This is a genomic window from Variovorax sp. DAIF25 (assembly GCF_050711835.1).
Classification (GTDB): Bacteria; Pseudomonadota; Gammaproteobacteria; order Burkholderiales; family Burkholderiaceae_C; genus Variovorax.
The window spans coordinates 1,029,004-1,049,347 of record NZ_CP136636.1; the positions used below are offsets into that span (position 1 = coordinate 1,029,004).

Below are 20,344 nucleotides of genomic sequence, written 5' to 3' on the forward strand. Positions count from 1 at the left end.
AGTCAATCTGTATCGGCCTTGCGTACAACACAGATCGAACGTCGATGCTGACACGAACCTCGTCCCAGTCGCTGACCGCCCAGTTGGCCGATCGCCTGGCCGAACGCATCCGCAACCGGCTGCTGTTGCCGGGCGCGCGCCTGCCCTCGGTGCGCGAATGCGCGCGCCAGCAGGGCGTGAGCCCCTACACCGTGGTGGCGGCCTACGACCAGCTGCTGGCGCTCGGGCTGGTGGAAGCGCGGCGCCAGCGCGGCTTCTTCGTGCGCGATTCGGGCCGCGATCCTGCGCGCGACCCGGCGCAGCCGCCCGGCGACCCGCTGCAGATCAGCGCGATGTCGATGGTCACGCAGATGATGGCCTCGCGCACGCCGGCCGACGCCAGCTCGCTGATCCGCAGCATGTTCCACCGCCCGAGCGACAAGCCGCAGCCCGGCATGGGCGTGTTTCCGCCCGACTGGCTCGATTCCTCGTTCATGCCGACGGCCGTGCGGCGCATGACCAGCACCGCGATGCTGCAGGAGCTGTCGCTGCAGTACGGCGAGCCCGCGGGCGACGCGGCGCTGCGGCGCAGCCTGTCGCAGAAGCTGGTGGGCATCAACGTGCCGGCCGCGCCCGACCAGATCGTGACCACCATCGGCGCCACCCATGCGCTGGACATCGTGAGCCGCACCATGCTGCGCGCCGGCGATCCGGTGATGGTCGAGGAGCCCGGCTGGGCGCTCGAGTTCGCGCGGCTCGAGGCGCTGGGCATGCGCATCCTGCCGGTGCCGCGCCGCGCCGACGGGCCCGACCTCGACGTGATGGCGCAGTACTGCGCGCTGCACAGCCCGAAGCTGTTCGTCAGCGTGAGCGTGCTGCACAACCCGACCGGCTACAGCCTGTCGCCCAACAGCGCGCACCGCGTGCTCAAGCTGGCCAACGAGCACGACTTCCACATCGTCGAGGACGACACCTACAGCCACCTCGCGCCCGAGCACGCCACGCGGCTCAGCGCCCTCGATGGGCTGCAGCGCACCATCTACGTCAGCGGCTTCGCGAAGATCCTCGCGCCCAACTGGCGCATCGGCTTCCTGGCCGCCTCGCCCGCGCTCAAGGAGCGGCTGCTCGAGACCAAGCTGCTGGCCACGCTGACCTCGCCCGCGCTGTTCGAGCGGGCGCTCTCGTGGTGCATCGACCAGGGGCAGCTGCGCCGCCATGCCGAGCGCGTGCGCATCCGCCTCGAGGGCGCCCGGGCGCGCGCCGCCAAGCTGGTGCTGGCGCACGGCTGCACCTTCGCGTCCGAGCCCGCGGGGCTGTTCGGCTGGGTCGACACCGGCGTCGACACCGACATGCTGACCCAGCGCATGCTCGACCAGGGCTACCTGCTGGCGCCGGGCTCGCTGTTCCATGCGCGCCGGCCGCCCACCACGCTGATGCGCATCAACTTCGCGAGCTCGCAGGACGCGAGCTTCTGGAAGGTCTTCGCCAAGACGCGCGACGAGCTCTGATCCGGGGCGGGGCGGGCCCTGCCTTGGAGTAAGCTGGCAGCACAACACCCGCCAGACCGGAGACCTGCCGCATGAACAAAGCCAGCCAACCCTTCGATTTCAGCCAGTTCGTACCCGGCTTCGACTTCCTCAAGAACCTCGCGGCCGGCGCGAGCGGCGCCGGTTCCGTGCCCGGCATCCCGAGCCTGGCGAGCTGGGTGGCGCCCACCATGAGCGTGGAGGAGGTCGACAAGCGCATCCAGGAACTCAAGACGGTGCAGTACTGGCTCGAGCAGAACGGCCATGCGCTCAAGGCCACGATCCAGGCGCTCGAGGTGCAGAAGATGACGCTGTCCACCCTGCGCGGCATGAACGTGCGCATGGAGGACCTCGCGGGCGTGTTCACGCGGCAGGCGAATGCGGCGGCCACGGCGGTCAGCCCGGCGCCGGCGGCCGCGCCGGCCGCGGCGCCCGAACCCGAGGTCGAGTTCGAGGACGAAGAGGAACTCGACGAGGAGGAGGAAGAAGAGGAAGAGGCTCCGCCGCCGCGCCGCAAGGCCAAACCGGCCGCCAAGGCCGCCTCGAAGTCCGCCACGGGCGATGCCGCCGGCGGTGCCGTCGACCCGCTCAAGTGGTGGGGCTCGCTGACCGAGCAGTTCCAGCAGATCGCGAGCACCGCGCTGCAGGACGCGGCCCAGCTCAAGATGCCGGCCGTGACCCAGCCGCTGGCCGACGCCGTCGGCAAGGCCATCGGAACCGCGAGCGCCTCGCGCAAGTCCACCCCCCGCAAGGCCTCGACGGCCGCCAAGCGACCGGCGGCGAAGAAGCCGGCCGCGGCGCCCGCGGCCCGCAAGCGAACGGGCGGCCGACGCTGAGCCGCCTTGTCCTGAACATCGAACGAAGCAGGTTGGCACGATGAAGTTGTTTCCCTCCGGTCACGCCACCCATCCGCAATGGCGCATGGCGGCCGGCCTTGTGCTGGCCCAGCTGCGCGCGCAGATGGCGCTGCCCGACTACGCCTCGGCACCCACCCTCGGGCTGCTCTACATCACCGACCACTATGCGGTCGATGCGCAGGAGATCCTCGACCACCTGAGCGCCGAGCTGCCCGAGGTGACCGACTGGGCGGGCACCGTGGGCATCGGCGTGTCGGCCAACAATGCCGAGTACTTCGACGAACCCGGCCTGAGCCTGATGCTCTGCGCGCTGCCGAGCGACCAGTACCGCGTGTTCTCGGGCGTGGCGCCGCTGGCGAGTTCCGAGATGAGCGGCTTCGAGGCCCACACGGCGCTGGTGCATGCCGACCCCGCCACCCCCGACCTGACCGAGCTCATCGGCGAGATGGCCGGGCGCACCGACACCGGCTACCTGTTCGGCGGCCTCTCCTCGGGCCGCGGCGGCGCGCTGCAATTCGCGGTCGGCGGCAACGGCAACATCCGCGGCCAGGGTGCGGCCGGCGGCGTGTTCTCGGGCGGCCTGTCGGGCGTGGTGTTCGGCGAGGGCGTGCGGCTGGTGTCGCGCGTCACGCAGGGCTGCCAGCCATTGCGCTCGGGCAGCGCGCGCGAGCGCGAGATCACCGAGGCCGACGGCAACCTGGTGCTGCAGCTCGACGGCGAGCCCGCGCTCGACGTGCTGCTGGCCGACCTGCAGGTCTCGCTCGAGCGGCCGCAGGAAGCCATCGAGGCCGTGCGCGCCACCCTGGTGGGCCTGGTCGATGCCGGCAGCGACGGCATCCGCCGCACCGGCGACCTCGGCGCCGACGTGCTGGTGCGCCACATCATCGGCCTCGACCCCACGCGCCGCGGCATCGCGATCGCCGACGTGGCCGAGGCCGGCATGCGCCTGAGCTTCTGCCGCCGCAACGCCCAGGCCGCGCGCGCCGACCTGATGCGCATCTGCGCCGAGATCCGCGAGGAGCTCGAGCCCGAGGAACAGACCCTGGCCACCGCGCGCGCCGTCGCCGCCGGCGAGGCCGAGGCGGCGCCGCATCCCGCGCGGCGCATCGCCGGCGCCGTCTACGTGAGCTGCTCGGGCCGCGGCGGCCCGCACTTCGGCGCGCCCGGCGCCGAGCTGCAGATCGTGCGCCACGCGCTGGGCGACGTGCCGCTGGTCGGCTTCTTCGCCGCGGGCGAGATCGCGCGGCACCACGTGTATGGCTACACGGGGGTGCTGACGGTGTTCACGGCGGACGACTGACGGGTCCGCCTTGCTTCGGAGGCTCAGCCCAGCGCGGGCTGGGCGATGCCCGCCACGCCCCTGGGCATCCCAGCGAACGCGAAATCCACCTCCGGCACCAGCCCGCTCACGATGCGCGCGATCGACTTGCCCGAGCCGCAGGCATGGGTCCAGCCGAGCGTGCCGTGGCCGGTGTTGAGGTAGAGGTTCGCGAGCTTGGTGCGGCCGATCAGCGGCACGTTGCTCGGCGTCGCCGGGCGCAGGCCGGTCCAGAACTGGGCTTGCGTGGTGTCGCCGGCGCCGGGGAACAGTTGCTCGACGCGGCGCACGATAGCTTCGCAGCGCACGCGGTTGAGGTCGCGGTCGTAGCCGTTGAGCTCGGCCGTGCCGGCGATGCGCATGCGGTCGCCCGACTCCGAGGTGTAGCGCGAGAACACCAGCTTGTATTCGTCGTCGGTCAACGAGACCTGGTAGGCCTTGCTCGCGTCCTTGACCGGCAGCGTGACCGAATAGCCTTTGGCCGGATAGATCGGCAGCCGGATGCCCAGCGGTGCCGCCAGCAGCGGGCTCAGCGAACCCATCGCCATCACGAAGGCATCGCCGCGGATGCGCTGGAAGCGGCCCTCGGCATCGGTGACCTCGACGTGGTCGATCGCGCCACCCACCTCGCGCAGCGCGGTGATGGTGTGGCTCATCAGGAACTTCACGCCGGCCTCGGCCGCGAGCCGCGCGAGTTCGCGCGCGAAGCGGTTGGCGTCGCCCGACTCGTCCTCGGCCGTGTAGGTGGCACCGGCCAGCTGCGGCCGGATGTGGGCCAGCGCGGGCTCGAGCTTCACGGCCTCGTCGGCCGAGATCACCTGGCGCTCGCAGCCCAGCGCGCGCATCTGCTCGGCGGGCGCGAGGGCGCCGTCGAACTCCTTTTGCGTCGTGTAGAAGTGCAGGATGCCCTGCGTGCGCTCGTCGTAGCGGATGCCGGTGTCGCGGCGCAGCTGCTGCAGGGTGTCACGGCTGTAGGTGCCCAGGCGCACGATCTGTTCGATGTTGTGGCGCGTGCGCGCGGGCGTGCATTCGCGCAGGAACTGCAGGCCCCAGAGCCACTGGCGCATGTCGGCGCGGATGCGGAACAGCAGCGGGGCGTCTTCCTTGCCCAGCCACTGCAGCACCTTGAGCGGCGCGCTGGGATTGGCCCAGGGCTCGGCATGGCTCACCGAGATCTGGCCACCGTTGGCGAAGCTGGTTTCGGCGGCCGGGGTGGCCTGCCGGTCGATCACGGTCACTTCGTGGCCGAGTTGCTGGAGGTAGTAGGCCGAGGTCACGCCGAGCAGGCCGGCGCCCAATACGATCACGCGCATTTCAAGTACCTTTCGAGGTCGAAGCGCTTGAACGGCGTGAAGGTCGTGCTACTGAATAGATAGCGCGCAACCGGACGGCCGTCCAATTGCCGCTCCCCCTGTCCTCGGTACCTGAGAGTTTCATCCGCTGCACCTCGCAGCGGACTTGCTCCTTCGGCGCAGCACGGCCGCGATGGGCGATGTGCTGGCTCTCCAGACGGCGTTTCAGTGGTTGCAGTACAGGCCCCGCGCGAGCGTGGAGCCGACCTGAGCGTTTATGGGAGTTTGCGCCTTCGGTGGGGCTGCCTGCGCGATGCATGCGGCCCGCTCTCCTGCAATGGGTGGCGATTGTAGGCGGGCCGCGGGCACCGGCCAACCCCGGGATTCGGCCTTGCAGGCAGATGGGATAATCCGCGAAAGCCGCGCCAGCGCGGCTTTCGACCAAGCGGCACTCCAATTCACAGCACAGAGGACTCCATGATCCTGGTTACCGGCGGCGCCGGCTTCATCGGCGCCAATTTCGTCCTCGACTGGATCGCGCAAGGCGACGAACCGGTCGTGAACCTCGACAAGCTCACCTACGCCGGCAATCTCGAGACCCTGGCTTCGCTCAAGGGCGATCCGCGCCACATCTTCGTTCAGGGCGACATTGGCGACAGCGCGCTGCTCGACCGCCTGCTGGCCGAGCACAAGCCGCGCGCGGTGGTCAATTTCGCGGCCGAGTCGCACGTGGACCGCTCGATCCACGGCCCCGAGGATTTCGTGCAGACCAACGTGCTCGGCACCTTCCGACTGCTCGAGTCGGTGCGTGGTTACTGGAACGCGCTGCCGGCCGACCAGAAGGCGGCCTTCCGCTTCCTGCACGTGTCGACCGACGAGGTCTACGGCTCGCTCTCGAAGACCGACCCGGCCTTCACCGAGGAGAACAAGTACGAGCCCAACAGCCCGTACTCGGCCAGCAAGGCCGCGAGCGACCACCTCGTGCGCGCCTGGCACCACACCTACGGCCTGCCGGTGCTCACCACCAACTGCTCGAACAACTACGGCCCCTTCCATTTCCCCGAGAAGCTGATCCCGCTGATGATCGTCAACGCGCTGGCCGGCAAGCCGCTGCCCGTGTATGGCGACGGCATGCAGGTGCGCGACTGGCTCTACGTCAAGGACCACTGCAGCGCGATCCGTCGCGTGCTCGAAGCGGGCCGGCTCGGCGAGACCTACAACGTGGGCGGCTGGAACGAGAAGCCGAACATCGAGATCGTGAAGACCGTGTGCGCGCTGCTCGACGAGTTGCGTCCGCGTGTCGACGGCAAGGGCTACGCCGAACAGATCAGCTACGTCACCGACCGCCCCGGCCATGACCGCCGCTACGCCATCGACGCGCGCAAGCTCGAGCGCGAGCTCGGCTGGAAGCCGGCCGAGACCTTCGACACCGGCATCCGCAAGACGGTCGAGTGGTACCTCGCCAACGGCGACTGGGTGCGCAACGTGCAAAGCGGCGCCTACCGCGCCTGGGTCGAGAAGCAGTACGACGCGAAGGCTTCCGCATGAAGCTGCTGCTGCTGGGCAAGGGCGGACAGGTCGGCTGGGAACTGCAGCGCAGCCTCGCACCGCTGGGCGAGCTGGTCGCGCTCGATTTCGACAGCACCGACTTCCACGCCGACTTCAGCCGTCCCGAGCAACTGGCCGACACCGTGCGGCAGGTGCGCCCCGACGTGATCGTCAATGCCGCCGCCCACACCGCCGTCGACAAGGCCGAGAGCGAGCCCGAGTTCGCGCGCAAGCTCAACGCCACCTCGCCCGGCGTGGTGGCGCAGGCCGCGCAGGAGATCGGCGCGCTGATGGTCCACTACTCGACCGACTATGTCTTCGACGGCAGCGGCACCGCGCCCTGGAAGGAAGCCGATGCGACCGGACCGCTGAGCGTCTACGGCCGCACCAAGCTCGAGGGCGAGCAACTGGTGGCGCGGCACTGCGCGAAGCACCTGATCTTTCGCACCAGCTGGGTCTATGCGGCGCGCGGCGGCAACTTCGCCAAGACCATGCTGCGGCTGGCCAGGGAGCGCGACAAGCTGACCGTCATCGACGACCAGTTCGGCGCACCCACCGGCGCGGAGCTGCTGGCCGACATCACGGCGCATGCGATTCGCGCGACGCTGCAGGATCCGTCGAAGGCCGGCCTTTATCACGCGATCGCGGGCGGCGAGACCACCTGGTACGGTTACGCGCGCTACGTGCTCGAACTCGCGCAGCAGGCCGGCGTCGAGCTCAAGGCCGGGCCGCAGCAGGTCGAGGCCGTGCCGACCAGCGCCTTTCCCACGCCGGCCACCCGGCCGCACAACTCGCGCCTCGACACCTCGAAGCTGCAGGCCGCCTTCGGGCTGGTGCTGCCGCCGTGGCAGAACGGCGTCGCGCGCATGCTGCGCGAGATCCTCTGAGTCCGGCATCCGTGCCGAACACGACATCCGAAGAGAAGAGACACCAACGATGACCATCCAGACGACGCAGCGCAAAGGCATCATCCTGGCCGGCGGCTCGGGCACGCGGCTGCATCCGGCCACGCTCGCGATCAGCAAGCAGCTGCTGCCGGTGTACGACAAGCCCATGATCTATTACCCGCTGAGCACGCTGATGCTCGGCGGCATGCGCGACATCCTCGTCATCAGCACGCCGCAGGACACGCCGCGTTTCCAGCAGCTGCTGGGCGACGGCAGCCAGTGGGGCCTGAACCTGCAGTACGCCGTGCAGCCCAGTCCCGACGGGCTGGCGCAGGCCTTCATCATCGGCGACAAGTTCGTCGGCAATTCGCCGAGCGCGCTGGTGCTGGGCGACAACATCTACTACGGCCACGACTTCGTGCACCTGCTGTCCGACGCCGATGCGCAGGACAAGGGCGCGACCGTCTTCGCCTATCACGTGCACGACCCCGAGCGCTACGGCGTGGTGGCTTTCGATGCGCAGGGCAAGGCCAGCAGCATCGAGGAGAAGCCGCTCGAGCCCAAGAGCAGCTATGCCGTGACGGGGCTCTACTTCTACGACAACCAGGTCGTCGACATCGCCAAGGCCGTCAAGCCCAGCGCGCGCGGCGAACTCGAGATCACCGCGGTCAACCAGGCCTACCTCGACCTCGGCCAGCTCAACGTGCAGATCATGCAGCGCGGCTATGCGTGGCTCGACACCGGCACGCACGAGAGCCTGCTCGAGGCCGGCCAGTTCATCGCCACGCTCGAAAATCGCCAGGGCCTGAAGATCGCGTGTCCCGAGGAGATCGCCTGGCGCAACGGCTTCATCGATGGCGCGCAACTCGAGAAGCTGGCCGCGCCTTTGGCCAAGAGCGGTTATGGCAAATACCTACAGCGCCTCTTGAAGGAAGAGGGACGGCCGTGAAAGTCATCCCCACCGCCATTCCCGAAGTGCTGGTCATCGAGCCGAAGGTGTTCGGCGACTCGCGCGGCTTCTTCTTCGAGAGCTTCAACGGCAAGGCCTTCGACGAGGCCGTGGGGCGCCACGTCGAGTTCGTGCAGGACAACCATTCGCGCTCGGCCCAGGGCGTGCTGCGCGGGCTGCACTACCAGATCCAGCAGCCGCAGGGCAAGCTGGTGCGCTGCACACGTGGCGCGGTGTTCGACGTGGCGGTGGACATCCGCAGGTCGTCGCCGACCTTCGGCCAGTGGGTGGGCGAGGAACTCAGCGAGGACAACTACAAGCAGATGTGGGTGCCCGAAGGTTTTGCGCACGGTTTCCTGGTGCTGACGGAAACAGCGGAGTTTCTGTACAAGACGACCGACTACTACGCGCCGGCGCATGAGCGCTGCATCAAATGGGACGACGCCGACCTGGCGATCGCGTGGCCCGCGACCGGAGGCGTTCCGCAGCTCTCCGGCAAGGACCAGGCCGGCGCCAGCTTCGCCGGCGCCGAAGTGTTCGACTGACAGGCCCGAACACGGCGCGGGCATCGGCGCGGCTCTCTCGTGGCCGCCGACCCCGACGCCGCTCGCGTACGGTCGCTTCATGACCGCTGCGCGTAGCCTGCGGAATACCCAGCCGCACCGTCCCCGAAAGCGATCGCTTCATCGACATTTCATAGGTCGATGTTAGTATTTGTTTGCATTGAGGTAACACTTCCTCGATGACTCCCCGCACGATGGATCGACGGCATCGAGCACGCCACCAAGGCGTGCCGGTGCCGAGAATCGGCACCCCACTTCCCCCTAGAACGCGCCGACAAGCCGCGCAGCCGGAGAGCCCCAGAAGATGGATCAGCAGGAATTGATTCGAGAAGTCATTTCGGATCTGAAATCCACGCCCGACACCCCGAAAGAGGGCCGCTACCTGTCGATCGCCGAGGCCGAGAACATCCTCGACACCACCATCGAGCATGTGCGCAGGACCGGGTCGGCCACCGAATTTCTCTACCTGACGGCGCATCGCCGCCGGCTGTCGCTGTCGCTCACGATGATTCCGTATGCCGAATCGCCGGATGCGTCGTGCCTCGATATCGGCTGCTATGGCTACATGGCCTTCTGGGCCTGGCATTACCTGGGCTATGCGCGCGTCGAGGGCATCGAGATGCGCCCCGACATCGACCAGCCCATCCTGACGCGCAGCATCGAGATGGAAGGGCGCCGCCTGGAGTTGAAGAGCTACAACTTCAACATCACCCAGGCGCAGTGGCCGCTCGATGCCACCTTCGACACGGTGCTCTTCTTCGAGACGCTGGAGCACGTGGACCAGGACCCATCCGGTGTGCTGCTCAACGTCACGCGTTGCATGCATCGCGACTCGATTCTCGTGACCTCGGTGCCGAATTCGGCCTCGTACAAGACGCTGCGGGAATTCATCGCGGGGGCACCGCCCTGGGTCTACTGGTTCTTCCATCCGGACCTCGGGCACGAACCCCGGCATTCGTTCGAATACACGCCCATCTTCTTCAAGATGGCGCTGCGCAGCGCAGGGCTCACCGACGTCGCGTTTCGCACCATCTGCGCCTTCGCGGAGCCCGAGCACGTGACCGACATCTTCGAAGTCGGCGCCATGCTGTCGATCGATGCCTCGCTGTTCGGCGACACCATCCTGGTCCAGGCCCGCAAGACCTCGGACGAGCCGTTGTTCCGCTACCCCGATTGCCTCTACAGCAGCGACCGCTACTACCGCACCACCAACCCGGCCATCGAGGAGCGTCTGACGCAGGCGCGCTCCACCTATGCGCGCAAGCGCGATGCCGCCGTGCAGGAGGCGCGCGACCAGGGCCAGGCACAGCTGCAGATCGAGCGCGAGCGGCTGGCGCAATGCGAAGCGGAGAAGCTGGAGGCCCAACGCCAGGCCGCGCACGTCACGACGCTCTACCAGGCCGTCACGGGCAGCGCCTACTGGCGGGTGAGCGGTCCGATCCGGCGTTTCGGCACCCGGCATCCCGGCCTCGCGGGTGGCGTTCGCGCCATCCTGTCGCCGCTGGTCCGCGTGCTCCGCGGCTCCAAGGGTTCGTAGCCAGCGCGCGTGCGTTCTGGCGCACGCGTACCCGCTGGCGCCGGCTCAGCCGTCGAGCGAGGCCAGGGCGCCGGACAGCGACGCAATGACGCGGGCGCCATCGAGCTGCGCCAGGTCCGACGCTTCTTCGTTGCCGGCCAGCAGGAAACGCACGGGAACGCCCGCGGCGCGGGCCGCCTGCATGTCGGTGATGCGGTCGCCGACCATCACGGACGCCGAGAGATCGATGCCCAGTTCGCGCGCCGCGCGCAGCAGCATGCCGGGGGCCGGCTTGCGCGAATCGCAGTCGCGTCGATAGGGGCCGATGCCATGCACCGGATGGTGCGGGCAGAAGTAGACGCCGTCGATGCGCGCGCCCTGGGCGAGGAACTGCGCCGACATCCAGTCCGACAGCGCGTGGAAGTCCGCCTCGGTGTAGTAGCCGCGCCCGATGCCGGCCTGGTTCGTCACGACGACGACCAGGAAGCCCGCGGCATTGGCGGTGCGCACGAGTTCGAAGATGCCGTCGACGAATTCGACGTGCTCCTGGCGATGGAGGTAGTTCTTCTCGACGTTGACGACACCGTCGCGGTCGAGAAAAAGCGCGCGGCGCCCCGTCATCGCATCGCCAGCTCGACCTGTGCCCGCCGATAGTCCTCGGGAACGCCGATGTCGATGAACTGTCCTTCGCACGGAAAGACCCGGATGTCCGTCGCGGGAACCGCCCGCGCGAGGAAGTCCTGCTCGAGCGAGAACGCGGCATGCAGGGCGCGGTCGTCGAACTGCGAGGTGGGGAAGACATAGCAGCCGGCATTGATCAGGCCGGCGCCCGGGCTGCCCTTCTCGGCGAAGCCCACGACGCGATCGTCCGACACCACGAGCCGGCCGTAGCGGCTCACGTCGGCGACCGGGCGTCCCACGATGACGGGCTTGCGATGCTGCTGCCAGAAGGCCTCCAGCGCCGCGCAGTCCAGGTCGAGGAAGGTGTCGCCGTTGAAGACGAAGACGTGGTCGTCGGCGACCTCGGTCATCGCCAGGCGGATCGCGCCGCCCGTGCCCAGCGGCTGTTCCTCGACGACGAAGCGAAGCGCCATGCCGCGGTAGCTCGCTCCGAAGTGGCTCATGATGGTCGGGGCCATGTAGCCCAGCGACAGCACGATGCGCGAGAAGCCCTGGCGCGCCAGCCCGTCCAGTAGGATCTCCAGGAACGGGCGGCCGGCCACGGGGGCCATGGCCTTGGGCAGATCGGGAACCTCCGAGCGCAGGCGGGTGCCGAACCCGCCCGCCAGGACGATGGCTTCCATCAGTTCGGCGGCGTGAAGATGGCGCGTTCGACCAGGCCGCACAGGATGTGGCCGATCACCAGATGGCCTTCCTGGATCTTCGGCGTGTCGGCCGAGGGCGTCGCCAGCACGAAGTTGCAGAGCTCGAGCATCGGGCCGCCGCGGTTGCCGGTGAGACCGACGCACAGCATGCCGCGCGCGCGTGCTTCCGTGAAGGCCGCCAGCACGTTGGGCGAGCGTCCCGAGGTCGAGTAGCCGATGAAGATGTCGCCTGCCTGGCCCAGCGCCTGGATCTGGCGCGAGAACAGCTTCTCGTAGCCGTAGTCGTTGCCGATGGCCGTCAGGATGGAGGTGTCGGTGGTCAGCGCGATCGCCGGCAGGCCGGGTCGGTCGAAGGCGAAGCGGCTGACGAATTCGCCGGCGATGTGCTGCGCGTCGGCGGCGCTGCCGCCATTGCCGGCGAGCAGGATCTTGCGACCGTTGCGCAGCGCGGCGATGCAGGCCTCGGCGGTGGCGGCCAGCGTTGCCTGCAGCGTCGCGTCGGCCGCCATCGCGGTCATGACTCGCTGGGCCTCGGCGATCTGGGCCGAGATGTAGGAGGAGGGGGTCAGATTCTCCATGCTTGCGCTCCGTTCTTGGTGAAGTGGCAGTTGCTGATTTGACCGTTGAACCGGTCCAGTGCGCGAATCACGTCCATGCGCTGTTCGTTGGGGACGAAGAAGAGCATGAACCCGCCTCCACCGGCGCCCGACACCTTGCCGGCCAGTGCGCCAGCCGCCGTCGCCGCCTCGTAGATCTCGTCGATGTGCGCGTTCGAAACGGTCTTTGCCGAGCGCTTCTTGTTCTCCCATCCCAGGCGCATGGATTCCACCAGGCCGGTGAAATCGCCGCGCAGCAGGCAGTCCTTCATCGCCAGCGCCTCGCGCTTGATGCCGTGCATCGCCTCCAGCGCATCGGTCGCGCCGCTCTTGAGGTTGCCGCTCTGGTCCGCGATGATCTTCGCGGACTCGCGCGAGACGCCGGTGAAGAACAGGACCAGCGAGGCCTCGAGCTCGCAGATGATCGAGCTGCGGATGCGCAGCGGATTCACCAGCGCGCGCTCGTCGGCGTAGAACTCCATGAAGTTGAAGCCGCCGAAGGTGGCGGAATACTGGTCCTGGCGGCCGCCCTGCAGCCCGCAGTCCACGCGCTCGATCTTGTAGGCCAGGTGGGCGACCATGTAGTCGTCCAGCGGCAGATTGAGCAGCTCCACGAAGGCCTCGATCATCGCCACCACCAGGGTGGAGGACGAGCCCAGCCCGGACCCGACCGGCGCGTCGCAGAAGGTGCTGAGCTGGATCGCGATCGGCTGGCCGCCGTTGTAGTTCGCCACGAAGTGGTTGTAGACCGCCTTGTGCAGGTCGAGGCCGCCGTTCAGTGCGATGTGAGGCACCAGGCCCCAGCTTTCCTTGTCCTGCTTGTCCGACGCGACGAAGCGGACCGCGGATTCCTCCAGCGGCTGGATGACCGCGTAGGCATAGCGGTCGATGGTGGCGTTGAGAACGCAGCCGCCGTGCACGTCGCAGTAGGGCGAGACATCGGTCCCGCCCCCGGCGAGGCCGAGCCGAAGCGGCGCTCTTGCTCGAATAGTTTTCACCTGGTTTCCTCGTGGTTTTCTGGGCTGGGCGGCTTCGGGGCGCAGCGCTTCAGATGGTATCGCCCCGGGGGGCACCATCCTGGAACGCCGCTGCGTGCCCCGCCGCCGACATCGGTACGCGCTGTACCAGTGCCTGCAGCGCCGTCACGCTGGTGTCGAAGAACTGTTGATACAGGCCGCGGCTGACGGCAGCCAGACGCTCCAGCTCCGCCGGCCGCTCGACCAGCTGGAGCAGCGTGCGCACCAGGTCGTCGAGCGATGCCAGCTTGTGCAGCGGTTCCATGGTGTCGACGCCCTTGCTGCCCCACTCGGTGGTCAGCAGCGGCATGCCGTAGGCGATCGCCTGCACCGTCTTGACGTTGATGCCGGTGCCCATGGTCACGGGCGAGATCACCACGTCCACCGATTCGTAGAACTCCTGGATGTCGTCGACGAATCCCAGCAGCCGGACCCAGGGGCGGTCGAACAGCGCGGCCTCGTGGGCGGGCAGCGTCGGAATCAGCGCCTTGACCTGTCCTGCGACGAGGACCAGGAAGGGGCAGTGGCCTGTGCCGACCTGGCGGTCGATCGACTGCAGGCAGTCGCGCACGATCTCCAGGTTGATCCGGTTGGCGCTGGCCACGATCCCGACCTGGCGCAGGTCCGTGAAGGCGCGCCGCACGAAGTGCGGGGCTTCGAAGTGCGGCACCACGATCGCCGAGCCGGCGCCGCTCACGCTGTCGAAGTAGTCGGCCTCTTCCTGCCGCCGCGCGACCACGACGTCGGCGCGACGCAGGTAGGCGCCTTCTTCCTCGGGGGTGCAGGAGAAGAACTCCAGCGGCAGGCCGCGCTGCTGAAGCATCTCGTAGCGTCCGCCCATCTTGTCGTGCGTGTCGATGACCCGCAGGATGTACGAGGGGATGTAGTCGAGCATCTTCGACTGGAACACATAGGAGCAGAACACGACGTCGATGTCGTAGCGCGCGCACAGCGCGCGCACGGCCTCGCCCAGGCCGTCCTCGTACCAGCCGTCGAAGGGGATCGCCGATCCGTCGGCGCCCAGCGGATGCGCGTTCGGCAGGATGTCGAAGCTGTCCCACTCGGCACGCATGGACTGCTCGGCCTCGAGGTCGTACATGTTGCTCTGGAGCAGCGCGAAATGCACCTTGTGACCCGAGCGCTGGAACTGGCGCGCGAACTGCTGGATCGTCGCCTGGTTGCCGTGATTGCTCGGATGCGAGGGGAAGGGGCTGAAGTACAGGATGTTGCGCGACTCGGAGGCGGCACGGCGTGCCTGCACCGCGGGGGGAATCGAGCGTTCGCCGCGGGCCGCCACCTGCTGCCATTGCGCACCGGCGGGCAGATGATCGCGCAGCAGCACGTCGTGCCATTTCTCGACCAGCACGGCCTTGTTGCGCCGCTGCAGTTCGATGTGGTCGGCATCGACCTCGTCCGCATAGCTCTGGTGTTCCAGATGCACCAGCTCCGACGCCGGCTGATAGACCACGCGCATGCCGCGCGCGCGCGCCTGCATGGCGAGGTCGGAGTCCTCGCAATAGGCATTGCCGAAGCGTTCGTCGAAGCCGCCGGTTGCGCGCCAGAAGCTGCCGCGGATCAGGATCGAGGCGCCGGTCAGGTAGTCGGTCTCGCGTTCGAAATTGAACACCGGCTCGTCGCGCGGCACCGGCATGGGCAGGCCCTGGCGATAGAGCCAGCGGCCGATGCTCACGCCGTCGGCATTCGCCAGCATGCCGCCACCGGCTTCCTGGATGCGGCCGTTCGGGTACAGCAGCTTCGAGCCGACGATGGCGATCGAATCGTCGCCCTCCAGCGTGCGGTGCATCGCGTCCAGCCAGCCCGGCAGCACGACGGTGTCGTTGTTGAGCAGCAGGATGTGGCGCCCGCGCGCGAGCTTGGCCGCGTGATTGCAGTTGCGCAGGAACCCCATGTTCTGCGGCGTTCTCGCGATGCGCAGGCCCGGCACCAGCTCCTGCGCGCGCAGCGTCTCGTCGCTGGAGCTGTCGTCGGCCAGGATCACTTCGTAGCTGATGCCCACGCCCGCGTTGGTGTAGGCGATCGAGGCCAGGCAGGCCCGGGTCAGCGCCCACTTGTTGTAGACCGGAACGATGATCGAGACGTCGACCGGCACGTCCGCGGGCGGCTGCGGAACGGCGAAAGGCCGGTCCTGCGCGCAGAACGATCGGAACAGCGACAACGGCAGTCCGCGCGCGTCGTTGAGGACCCGGAGCAGCGCGCTGCGGTTGGCCACTTCGCCGAAGCGTTCCTCGACCAGTGCCTGCCCGTTGCGCGACAGGCGCTGCCACAGCGCCTCGTCCTGGTAGAGCGCGACCACGGCCGCGGCGAACTTGTCCGGCTCGTCCTCGATGATCGAATGGACACCGCTCTGGATGCCCATGCCTTCGGCGGCGATCCGCGTGCCCACGCAGGGGATGCCCGCGCCCAGCGTCATCGCCACCTTGCCCTTGATGCCCGCGCCGAAGAGCAGCGGCGCCACGCCGACACGGTAGCCCTGGAGCACCGGCTCCAGGTCGGGAACGAAGCCCCTGATCTTGATGCCCGGAACGGCTTCGAGGGCCTGGATGCTCTCGGGCACTTCAGCGCCGACGACGTGGAATTCGACCTCGGGCAGCGCCGCGCGAACCGCGGGCCAGATCTCCTTGGCGAACCATTGCACCGCGGAGACATTGGGCGCGTGGCCGAAGCCGCCCAGGAAGAAGATGTCGCGCCGCGCGGCGAACCCGGCGGGCCGCGGCGCGACCGGCGCGTACAGCACCGGGAACACGGTGATCGGCTTCTCTGCGCCCAGCTCCTCGCGCAGGAAGGGCACTTCCGCGGGGCTCACCAGCACGACGTGATCGGCGGCTCGCATCATCGCGACCTCGCGCTGCCGCGTCGCTTCGGCGCGCGCGACGGCGGCCGGATCGTCGAGCAGCCGTGCCTCGCGCATCTCGCGCAGGAAGTACAGGTCGGGCGCATGGAAGATCACGCGCGCATGCGGCGCGGTCCTGCGGATCGAGGGCAGCGCGTTCTCGGCCACGTCGAAGCGCATGACGTAGAAGACGCCGAAGCTCGCGCCATGCCGCTCGATGTAGTGGCCGGTGTACTGGAAGCCCGCCTGGCGCGTGATCACCGTGACGCCGAAGCTCTCGAGTTCCTTCTCGTAGCGCGGCGACGGCGTCATGTCGTTCGGCGCGAACACCACTTCGTAGCCAAGCGCCACCAGGTCCCGCAGGATGCCCACGGTGGCGAGTTCCCCGGCCGAGGTATCGCCGCGGGGGATGCGGTAGTCGAGCACGAGGATGCGCCGCTCGAAGCCGTCGGGTCCGCCGCCGGGGCCCGTGCGCGCCAGGCTGGCGCGCAGGCCGCTCAGGCCTTCGGAGCGAAGCATGCGCAGCGCGCTGCCCACCACGCGGCCCACGCTGCCGGCGAGATAGACGCGGTGGGCGAGCGTGTAGCTCAGCATGACGATGCGCCGCCACCAGCGGGGCTTGGTCATGAGGCGCTGGCGGATCTCCTGGTGGGCATCGAAGACCGTGGCCGCGAAGGCCGGGGTCCTGCGATAGGCCCGGAACACGGCTCCGAAGCCGCCGCAATACACCGACGCGGGCAGCAGCAGCAGCAATCCCAGCATCGCGCGAAACAGCAGGCCCGTGCGGCCGATGGCCCGCAGCGGGATCTTGAGCAAGTCGGCCAGCGCGCGCAGGGGGCGCGTGAGCCGCCATGAACTCGAGCGCCGCATCTCCTCGAAAGCGGCCTGCACCGCGCCGACCTGGTGGCGTGCCATGTCGACTTCCCTTTGCAGCTCCTCGACGCGGATGCCCAGCCGGGTGGCGCGCTCCCTGGCGGCATCCGACTGCTTCGACTGGGCATCGGCCTGCTTCCTGAGCCGCGCGATGGTTTCCTCGCGCTCCGCGAGATGCGCGTCGGACTGGGTGGCATGCACCCGGGCCGCTTCGATCTGGCTCAGCAGCGTCTCGACCTGGGCCTGGAGTTTCTCGAGGCCCGCGCCGTGCTCGGCGATGCGCGCCTGCGCGGCGTCCTCGCGCTGCCAGGCTGCATCGACCAGCGTCCTGGACTCCTGCGCGATGGCCGCGAAATGGGACCTCGACGCTTCGAACAGCGCGATCTTCTCCTGCAGGACCGCGTCTGCCGGCCGGCCCTCGGCCGCGAGCAGCTCATGCCGCAGGATCTTCAGGATCGCTTCCGGACTCGGCACGTAGGGCGCGCGTGCCAGCGCCTCCCACAGCGAAGGCCGCCGAAGCTTCGGCGCGATCTGGGTCGCGTAGTGCTGAATACCTTCTTCGACATTCGCCGCGAAGGTAGCGGGAATGCCTACCCCTTGCGCGAAGTCCTGCCATTTCGCCGGCAGATCGACGAAATCGGGATTCCATGGCGCGAACGGCCGCCCGTAGGCGGCCGCGACGATCGCGCCGTGCAGCGAGGCCGACAGCACGAAGCGCGCGGAACACAGCGCATCGATGAAGGATTCGACCGCTTCGTCCGTCGCCTCGATGCCGGGACGCAGCACCAGATCCGCCTTGGAGATGGCCAGCAGTTCCGCATCGCTGCGGCGATCGTTGAAATGGGGGATGCAGAGGGTCTTGTCGCGGTAGTGCGGCTGCGCGCGCGGGCTGTGGAGCGCCGGCAGCAGGAAGGCCGGATCGCCCTGGGGCGTCGTCGCGTCGAGCTGCAGTTCGCTCGCGGACAGCGGTCCGCGCACCGACAGGATCTCCACCTTGGCGCGATTGCGCGCGCTCACGCCGCCGGTCTCGCGAATGCCGCCACCCCATGCCAGGAAGCGGCTGCCGATGCGCCCGCCGCCCACTTCGTGGGCCGTCTTCTCCGCCTCCTCGATGATCCGGTCGCCCAGGAAGCTGCCGATCAGGCGGATCTGGGTCGCATCGCGCGCCGGGGAAAGAAAGAGATGACCCGCCAGATACTCGTTCAGGTAGTCGCCGAAATTCTGGCTCTCCTCGCCCTTCCGCCAGTAGGCAAGCTCACCCATTTTTCTTAGCATCGTGTTAACGCGTCCCCTAAATCAAGGCGCGTATTGTCCATGTAAAGTAAATGTAAACCGCCAACTACTGCCTGGCGGTTGCGTAAGTTTGGTGAGATTCCTCTCAGCCAGCGTCCGCGAAGAGGTGCGGCGAGCGGTGTCGCCGCAGTGGGTGGAGCCTTATTGCTCGACGATCCGTCCGTGCTCCAGATGGATCACGCGATTGCATTCCTTGGCAATCAGATCGGGCGAATGGGACGCCAGCACCAGGATGCCCGAGTTGGTCACCACTTCGCGCATGCGCTTCTCGGCCTTCTCGGTGAATTCCGCATCGCCGACCGACAGCCATTCGTCCATCAGCAGGATGTCGGACTGGATGCTGGTCGAGATCGAGAACGCCAGCCGCATCAGCATGCCGGTGGAATAGGTGCGCACCGGCATGTTCACGTATTCGCCGAGGCCGCTGAACTCGCAGATGTCCTGCGTCAGCTTGTCCACCTGCTTGCGGCTCATGCCCATCACGAGGCCGCGCAGCATGATGTTCTCGATGCCCGTGGCATCGACCTCGATGCCGAGCACCGGGTCGATCAGGCTGGAGACGGTGCCCTGGCGCGTGAACGAGCCCGAGGTCGGTTCGTAGACGCCCGCGAGGGTGCGCAGCAGGGTCGACTTGCCCGCGCCGTTGTGGCCGACCAGGCCCAGCCGGTCACCGCTGCGCAGCTCGAAGCTGACGTCGCGCAGCGCTTGAACGACGGTCACGCCCGTCTCCTTGCCGAGGCGGCCACCGGTGACCGAGGCGGCCAGCGTGCTGCGCAGCGAGCTGGCGCCCGCGCCGTAGATCGGGAAGCTGACGGATACGTTCTGGAGAGAAATCAGTGCCATGGGCGATCAGAGCCAATAGACGACGCGGCGTCGGTACTTCACGAACAACAGGCTGGCGCCGACGATGGTGGCGACCGTCCAGCAGAGGATGCCGAGCCAGTCGTGCAGGCTGGCCACGCCGCCCATCAGCGGGGTGCGCAGCAGGTCGAGCATCTGTGCCAGCGGATTCCACAGCACGTAGCGGGCGCGGCCCGGCAGGTTCTCGGGCAGCCAGAACACCGGCGTCAGGAACATCAGCATCTGCATGAAGCTGGTGACGATCTGCGTGATGTCGCGAAAGCGCGTGCAGATCAGGCCCAGCACCAGGCCGATGGCATGGGCATTCACGAGCAGCAGCAGGAAGGCAGGGAAGAACAGCAGCACGTGCCACGACAGCGAGATGCCGGCCCACAGCGCCACCGGCACGTACAGCACGATCTGGTGCGCGAACTGGATGATGTTGCGCCCGAGGCTGCGCCACACGAACAGCGTGATCGGGAAGTAGCCCTGCTTCAGGTAGTGCGAGGAATTGACGAAGGTGTGGCAGGCGTCGGTGACGATGCTGGAGAACAGGCCCCAGAAGATCACGCCGAGCGCGAGGTGGGGGAAGAAGCGCGACAGCTCGGTGCCGAACAGCGCGCTGTACAGCGGCCCCATGCCCGCGATCATCACGCCCATGCTCAGCGTGAGCCAGAGCGGCCCGAGCAGCGAGCGGCGGTAGCGCAGGACGATGTCGAACCAGGCGAGGGTCCACCAGATGTCGACGCGGCGGGAGCCTTCCCACCAGTCGGCCCAGGCGCTCTTGTGCAGATTGGAATGGACCAGGCTCATAGGTGAGCGTGGATGTGCGCGAAGCGGGCAACGCCGCCCTCGCCGATTTCGCAGCGCATCGTTGAAAGCACCCGCATTGTTTTTTGACCTGTCTTTATTGGAGCGATAATTTTACCGGCCCCTCTCGGGCCAAGCCGTGAGAGGCGTTCCCACGACGCACCGCGCCCAGCGCGAACGGCATTGACATCGCAGGGCCCAGGCCTCAATGCGAGCATTCGGGATGACGGATCTTATTTTATGAGGCCAACGCTGCCTGCCGCACCGCAAGGGAATCGGCTCCCTCCACGTCCTGGCGAACCAAA

Annotated in this window: 16 protein-coding genes and 1 riboswitch; of the genes, 8 read left to right on the forward strand and 8 right to left on the reverse strand. The window is 68.0% G+C overall.

All coding sequences use genetic code 11. From position 1 onward, the window contains the following. Window positions 1-44 precede the first annotated feature (44 nt). From R0232_RS04660 to R0232_RS04670, 3 genes are all read left to right on the forward strand, one after another. Window positions 45-1,487: a PLP-dependent aminotransferase family protein gene (locus R0232_RS04660; RefSeq protein WP_431511377.1), complete on the forward strand. Its 1,443-nt coding sequence runs from the start codon at window positions 45-47 to the stop codon at window positions 1,485-1,487. Between the two features lie 71 nt (window positions 1,488-1,558). Further along, window positions 1,559-2,341 carry a PhaM family polyhydroxyalkanoate granule multifunctional regulatory protein gene (locus R0232_RS04665; protein ID WP_431511378.1) on the forward strand — a complete coding sequence of 261 codons (783 nt, stop codon included), beginning with the start codon at window positions 1,559-1,561 and terminating at the stop codon, window positions 2,339-2,341. A 40-nt stretch (window positions 2,342-2,381) separates the two neighbouring features. Continuing rightward, window positions 2,382-3,662: an FIST signal transduction protein gene (locus R0232_RS04670; protein ID WP_093353884.1), complete on the forward strand. Its 1,281-nt coding sequence runs from the start codon at window positions 2,382-2,384 to the stop codon at window positions 3,660-3,662. A 23-nt stretch (window positions 3,663-3,685) separates the two neighbouring features. Here the strand turns inward: R0232_RS04670 and R0232_RS04675 are convergent, their stop codons facing one another. Beyond that, window positions 3,686-4,993 carry a D-amino acid dehydrogenase gene (locus tag R0232_RS04675; protein WP_431511379.1) on the reverse strand — a complete coding sequence of 436 codons (1,308 nt, stop codon included), beginning with the start codon at window positions 4,991-4,993 and terminating at the stop codon, window positions 3,686-3,688. A gap of 88 nt (window positions 4,994-5,081) precedes the next feature. Beyond that, a riboswitch (glycine riboswitch) is annotated at window positions 5,082-5,199 on the reverse strand. 250 nt (window positions 5,200-5,449) lie between these two features. Here R0232_RS04675 and rfbB point away from each other — a divergent pair. The 5 genes from rfbB (at window position 5,450) to R0232_RS04700 (ending at window position 10,456) form a co-directional block, all read left to right on the forward strand. After that, window positions 5,450-6,520: a dTDP-glucose 4,6-dehydratase gene (gene rfbB / locus R0232_RS04680; protein WP_208509352.1), complete on the forward strand. Its 1,071-nt coding sequence runs from the start codon at window positions 5,450-5,452 to the stop codon at window positions 6,518-6,520. Further along, on the forward strand, window positions 6,517-7,407 hold the full coding sequence (gene rfbD / locus R0232_RS04685) for a dTDP-4-dehydrorhamnose reductase (RefSeq protein ID WP_208509351.1): 891 nt from the start codon (window positions 6,517-6,519) through the stop codon (window positions 7,405-7,407). Before rfbB ends, rfbD begins: the two co-directional genes overlap by 4 nt. A 49-nt stretch (window positions 7,408-7,456) precedes the next feature. Next, entirely contained in the window at window positions 7,457-8,356 is a 900-nt protein-coding gene (gene rfbA / locus R0232_RS04690) for a glucose-1-phosphate thymidylyltransferase RfbA (protein ID WP_208509350.1), read from the forward strand. Further along, window positions 8,353-8,901: a dTDP-4-dehydrorhamnose 3,5-epimerase gene (gene rfbC, locus R0232_RS04695; protein WP_208509349.1), complete on the forward strand. Its 549-nt coding sequence runs from the start codon at window positions 8,353-8,355 to the stop codon at window positions 8,899-8,901. Before rfbA ends, rfbC begins: the two co-directional genes overlap by 4 nt. A gap of 322 nt (window positions 8,902-9,223) precedes the next feature. Then, a complete protein-coding gene (locus R0232_RS04700) occupies window positions 9,224-10,456 on the forward strand; it encodes a class I SAM-dependent methyltransferase (RefSeq protein WP_431511380.1) in 1,233 nt (410 codons plus the stop codon). 45 nt (window positions 10,457-10,501) lie between these two features. Here R0232_RS04700 and gmhB read toward each other — a convergent pair whose 3' ends face one another. The 7 genes from gmhB to R0232_RS04735 all read right to left on the reverse strand — a co-directional run bounded on the left by gmhB (window position 10,502) and on the right by R0232_RS04735 (window position 20,042). Next, window positions 10,502-11,056, reverse strand: a complete 555-nt coding sequence (gmhB, locus tag R0232_RS04705; protein ID WP_431511381.1) for a D-glycero-beta-D-manno-heptose 1,7-bisphosphate 7-phosphatase — start codon at window positions 11,054-11,056, stop codon at window positions 10,502-10,504. Next, the gene (locus R0232_RS04710; protein WP_296776985.1) at window positions 11,053-11,739 is read right to left on the reverse strand and encodes a nucleotidyltransferase family protein; all 687 of its coding nucleotides are present in this window, start codon (window positions 11,737-11,739) and stop codon (window positions 11,053-11,055) included. The genes gmhB and R0232_RS04710 overlap by 4 nt, the downstream gene beginning before the upstream one ends. After that, window positions 11,739-12,338: a D-sedoheptulose 7-phosphate isomerase gene (locus R0232_RS04715; RefSeq protein ID WP_431511382.1), complete on the reverse strand. Its 600-nt coding sequence runs from the start codon at window positions 12,336-12,338 to the stop codon at window positions 11,739-11,741. The genes R0232_RS04710 and R0232_RS04715 overlap by 1 nt, the downstream gene beginning before the upstream one ends. After that, the gene (locus R0232_RS04720) at window positions 12,326-13,354 is read right to left on the reverse strand and encodes a dehydrogenase (protein ID WP_296776976.1); all 1,029 of its coding nucleotides are present in this window, start codon (window positions 13,352-13,354) and stop codon (window positions 12,326-12,328) included. The genes R0232_RS04715 and R0232_RS04720 overlap by 13 nt, the downstream gene beginning before the upstream one ends. Window positions 13,355-13,403: 49 nt before the next feature. After that, window positions 13,404-18,359 carry a glycosyltransferase gene (locus R0232_RS04725; RefSeq protein WP_431511383.1) on the reverse strand — a complete coding sequence of 1,652 codons (4,956 nt, stop codon included), beginning with the start codon at window positions 18,357-18,359 and terminating at the stop codon, window positions 13,404-13,406. A 171-nt stretch (window positions 18,360-18,530) separates the two neighbouring features. Continuing rightward, the gene (locus R0232_RS04730) at window positions 18,531-19,232 is read right to left on the reverse strand and encodes an ABC transporter ATP-binding protein (RefSeq protein ID WP_208509343.1); all 702 of its coding nucleotides are present in this window, start codon (window positions 19,230-19,232) and stop codon (window positions 18,531-18,533) included. Between the two features lie 6 nt (window positions 19,233-19,238). Beyond that, window positions 19,239-20,042, reverse strand: a complete 804-nt coding sequence (locus tag R0232_RS04735; RefSeq protein WP_208509342.1) for an ABC transporter permease — start codon at window positions 20,040-20,042, stop codon at window positions 19,239-19,241. Window positions 20,043-20,344: the final 302 nt, after the last annotated feature.

Coding starts and splice junctions, on each gene's coding strand:
- R0232_RS04715 (WP_431511382.1), bottom strand. CDS start 12,338: ATGGAGAATCTGACCCCCTCCTCCTACATCTCGGCCCAGATCGCCGAG.
- gmhB (WP_431511381.1), bottom strand. CDS start 11,056: ATGACGGGGCGCCGCGCGCTTTTTCTCGACCGCGACGGTGTCGTCAAC.
- rfbA (WP_208509350.1), top strand. CDS start 7,457: ATGACCATCCAGACGACGCAGCGCAAAGGCATCATCCTGGCCGGCGGC.
- R0232_RS04710 (WP_296776985.1), bottom strand. CDS start 11,739: ATGGAAGCCATCGTCCTGGCGGGCGGGTTCGGCACCCGCCTGCGCTCG.
- R0232_RS04675 (WP_431511379.1), bottom strand. CDS start 4,993: ATGCGCGTGATCGTATTGGGCGCCGGCCTGCTCGGCGTGACCTCGGCC.
- rfbD (WP_208509351.1), top strand. CDS start 6,517: ATGAAGCTGCTGCTGCTGGGCAAGGGCGGACAGGTCGGCTGGGAACTG.
- R0232_RS04665 (WP_431511378.1), top strand. CDS start 1,559: ATGAACAAAGCCAGCCAACCCTTCGATTTCAGCCAGTTCGTACCCGGC.
- rfbB (WP_208509352.1), top strand. CDS start 5,450: ATGATCCTGGTTACCGGCGGCGCCGGCTTCATCGGCGCCAATTTCGTC.
- R0232_RS04670 (WP_093353884.1), top strand. CDS start 2,382: ATGAAGTTGTTTCCCTCCGGTCACGCCACCCATCCGCAATGGCGCATG.
- R0232_RS04700 (WP_431511380.1), top strand. CDS start 9,224: ATGGATCAGCAGGAATTGATTCGAGAAGTCATTTCGGATCTGAAATCC.
- R0232_RS04735 (WP_208509342.1), bottom strand. CDS start 20,042: ATGAGCCTGGTCCATTCCAATCTGCACAAGAGCGCCTGGGCCGACTGG.
- R0232_RS04660 (WP_431511377.1), top strand. CDS start 45: ATGCTGACACGAACCTCGTCCCAGTCGCTGACCGCCCAGTTGGCCGAT.
- R0232_RS04725 (WP_431511383.1), bottom strand. CDS start 18,359: ATGGGTGAGCTTGCCTACTGGCGGAAGGGCGAGGAGAGCCAGAATTTC.
- R0232_RS04730 (WP_208509343.1), bottom strand. CDS start 19,232: ATGGCACTGATTTCTCTCCAGAACGTATCCGTCAGCTTCCCGATCTAC.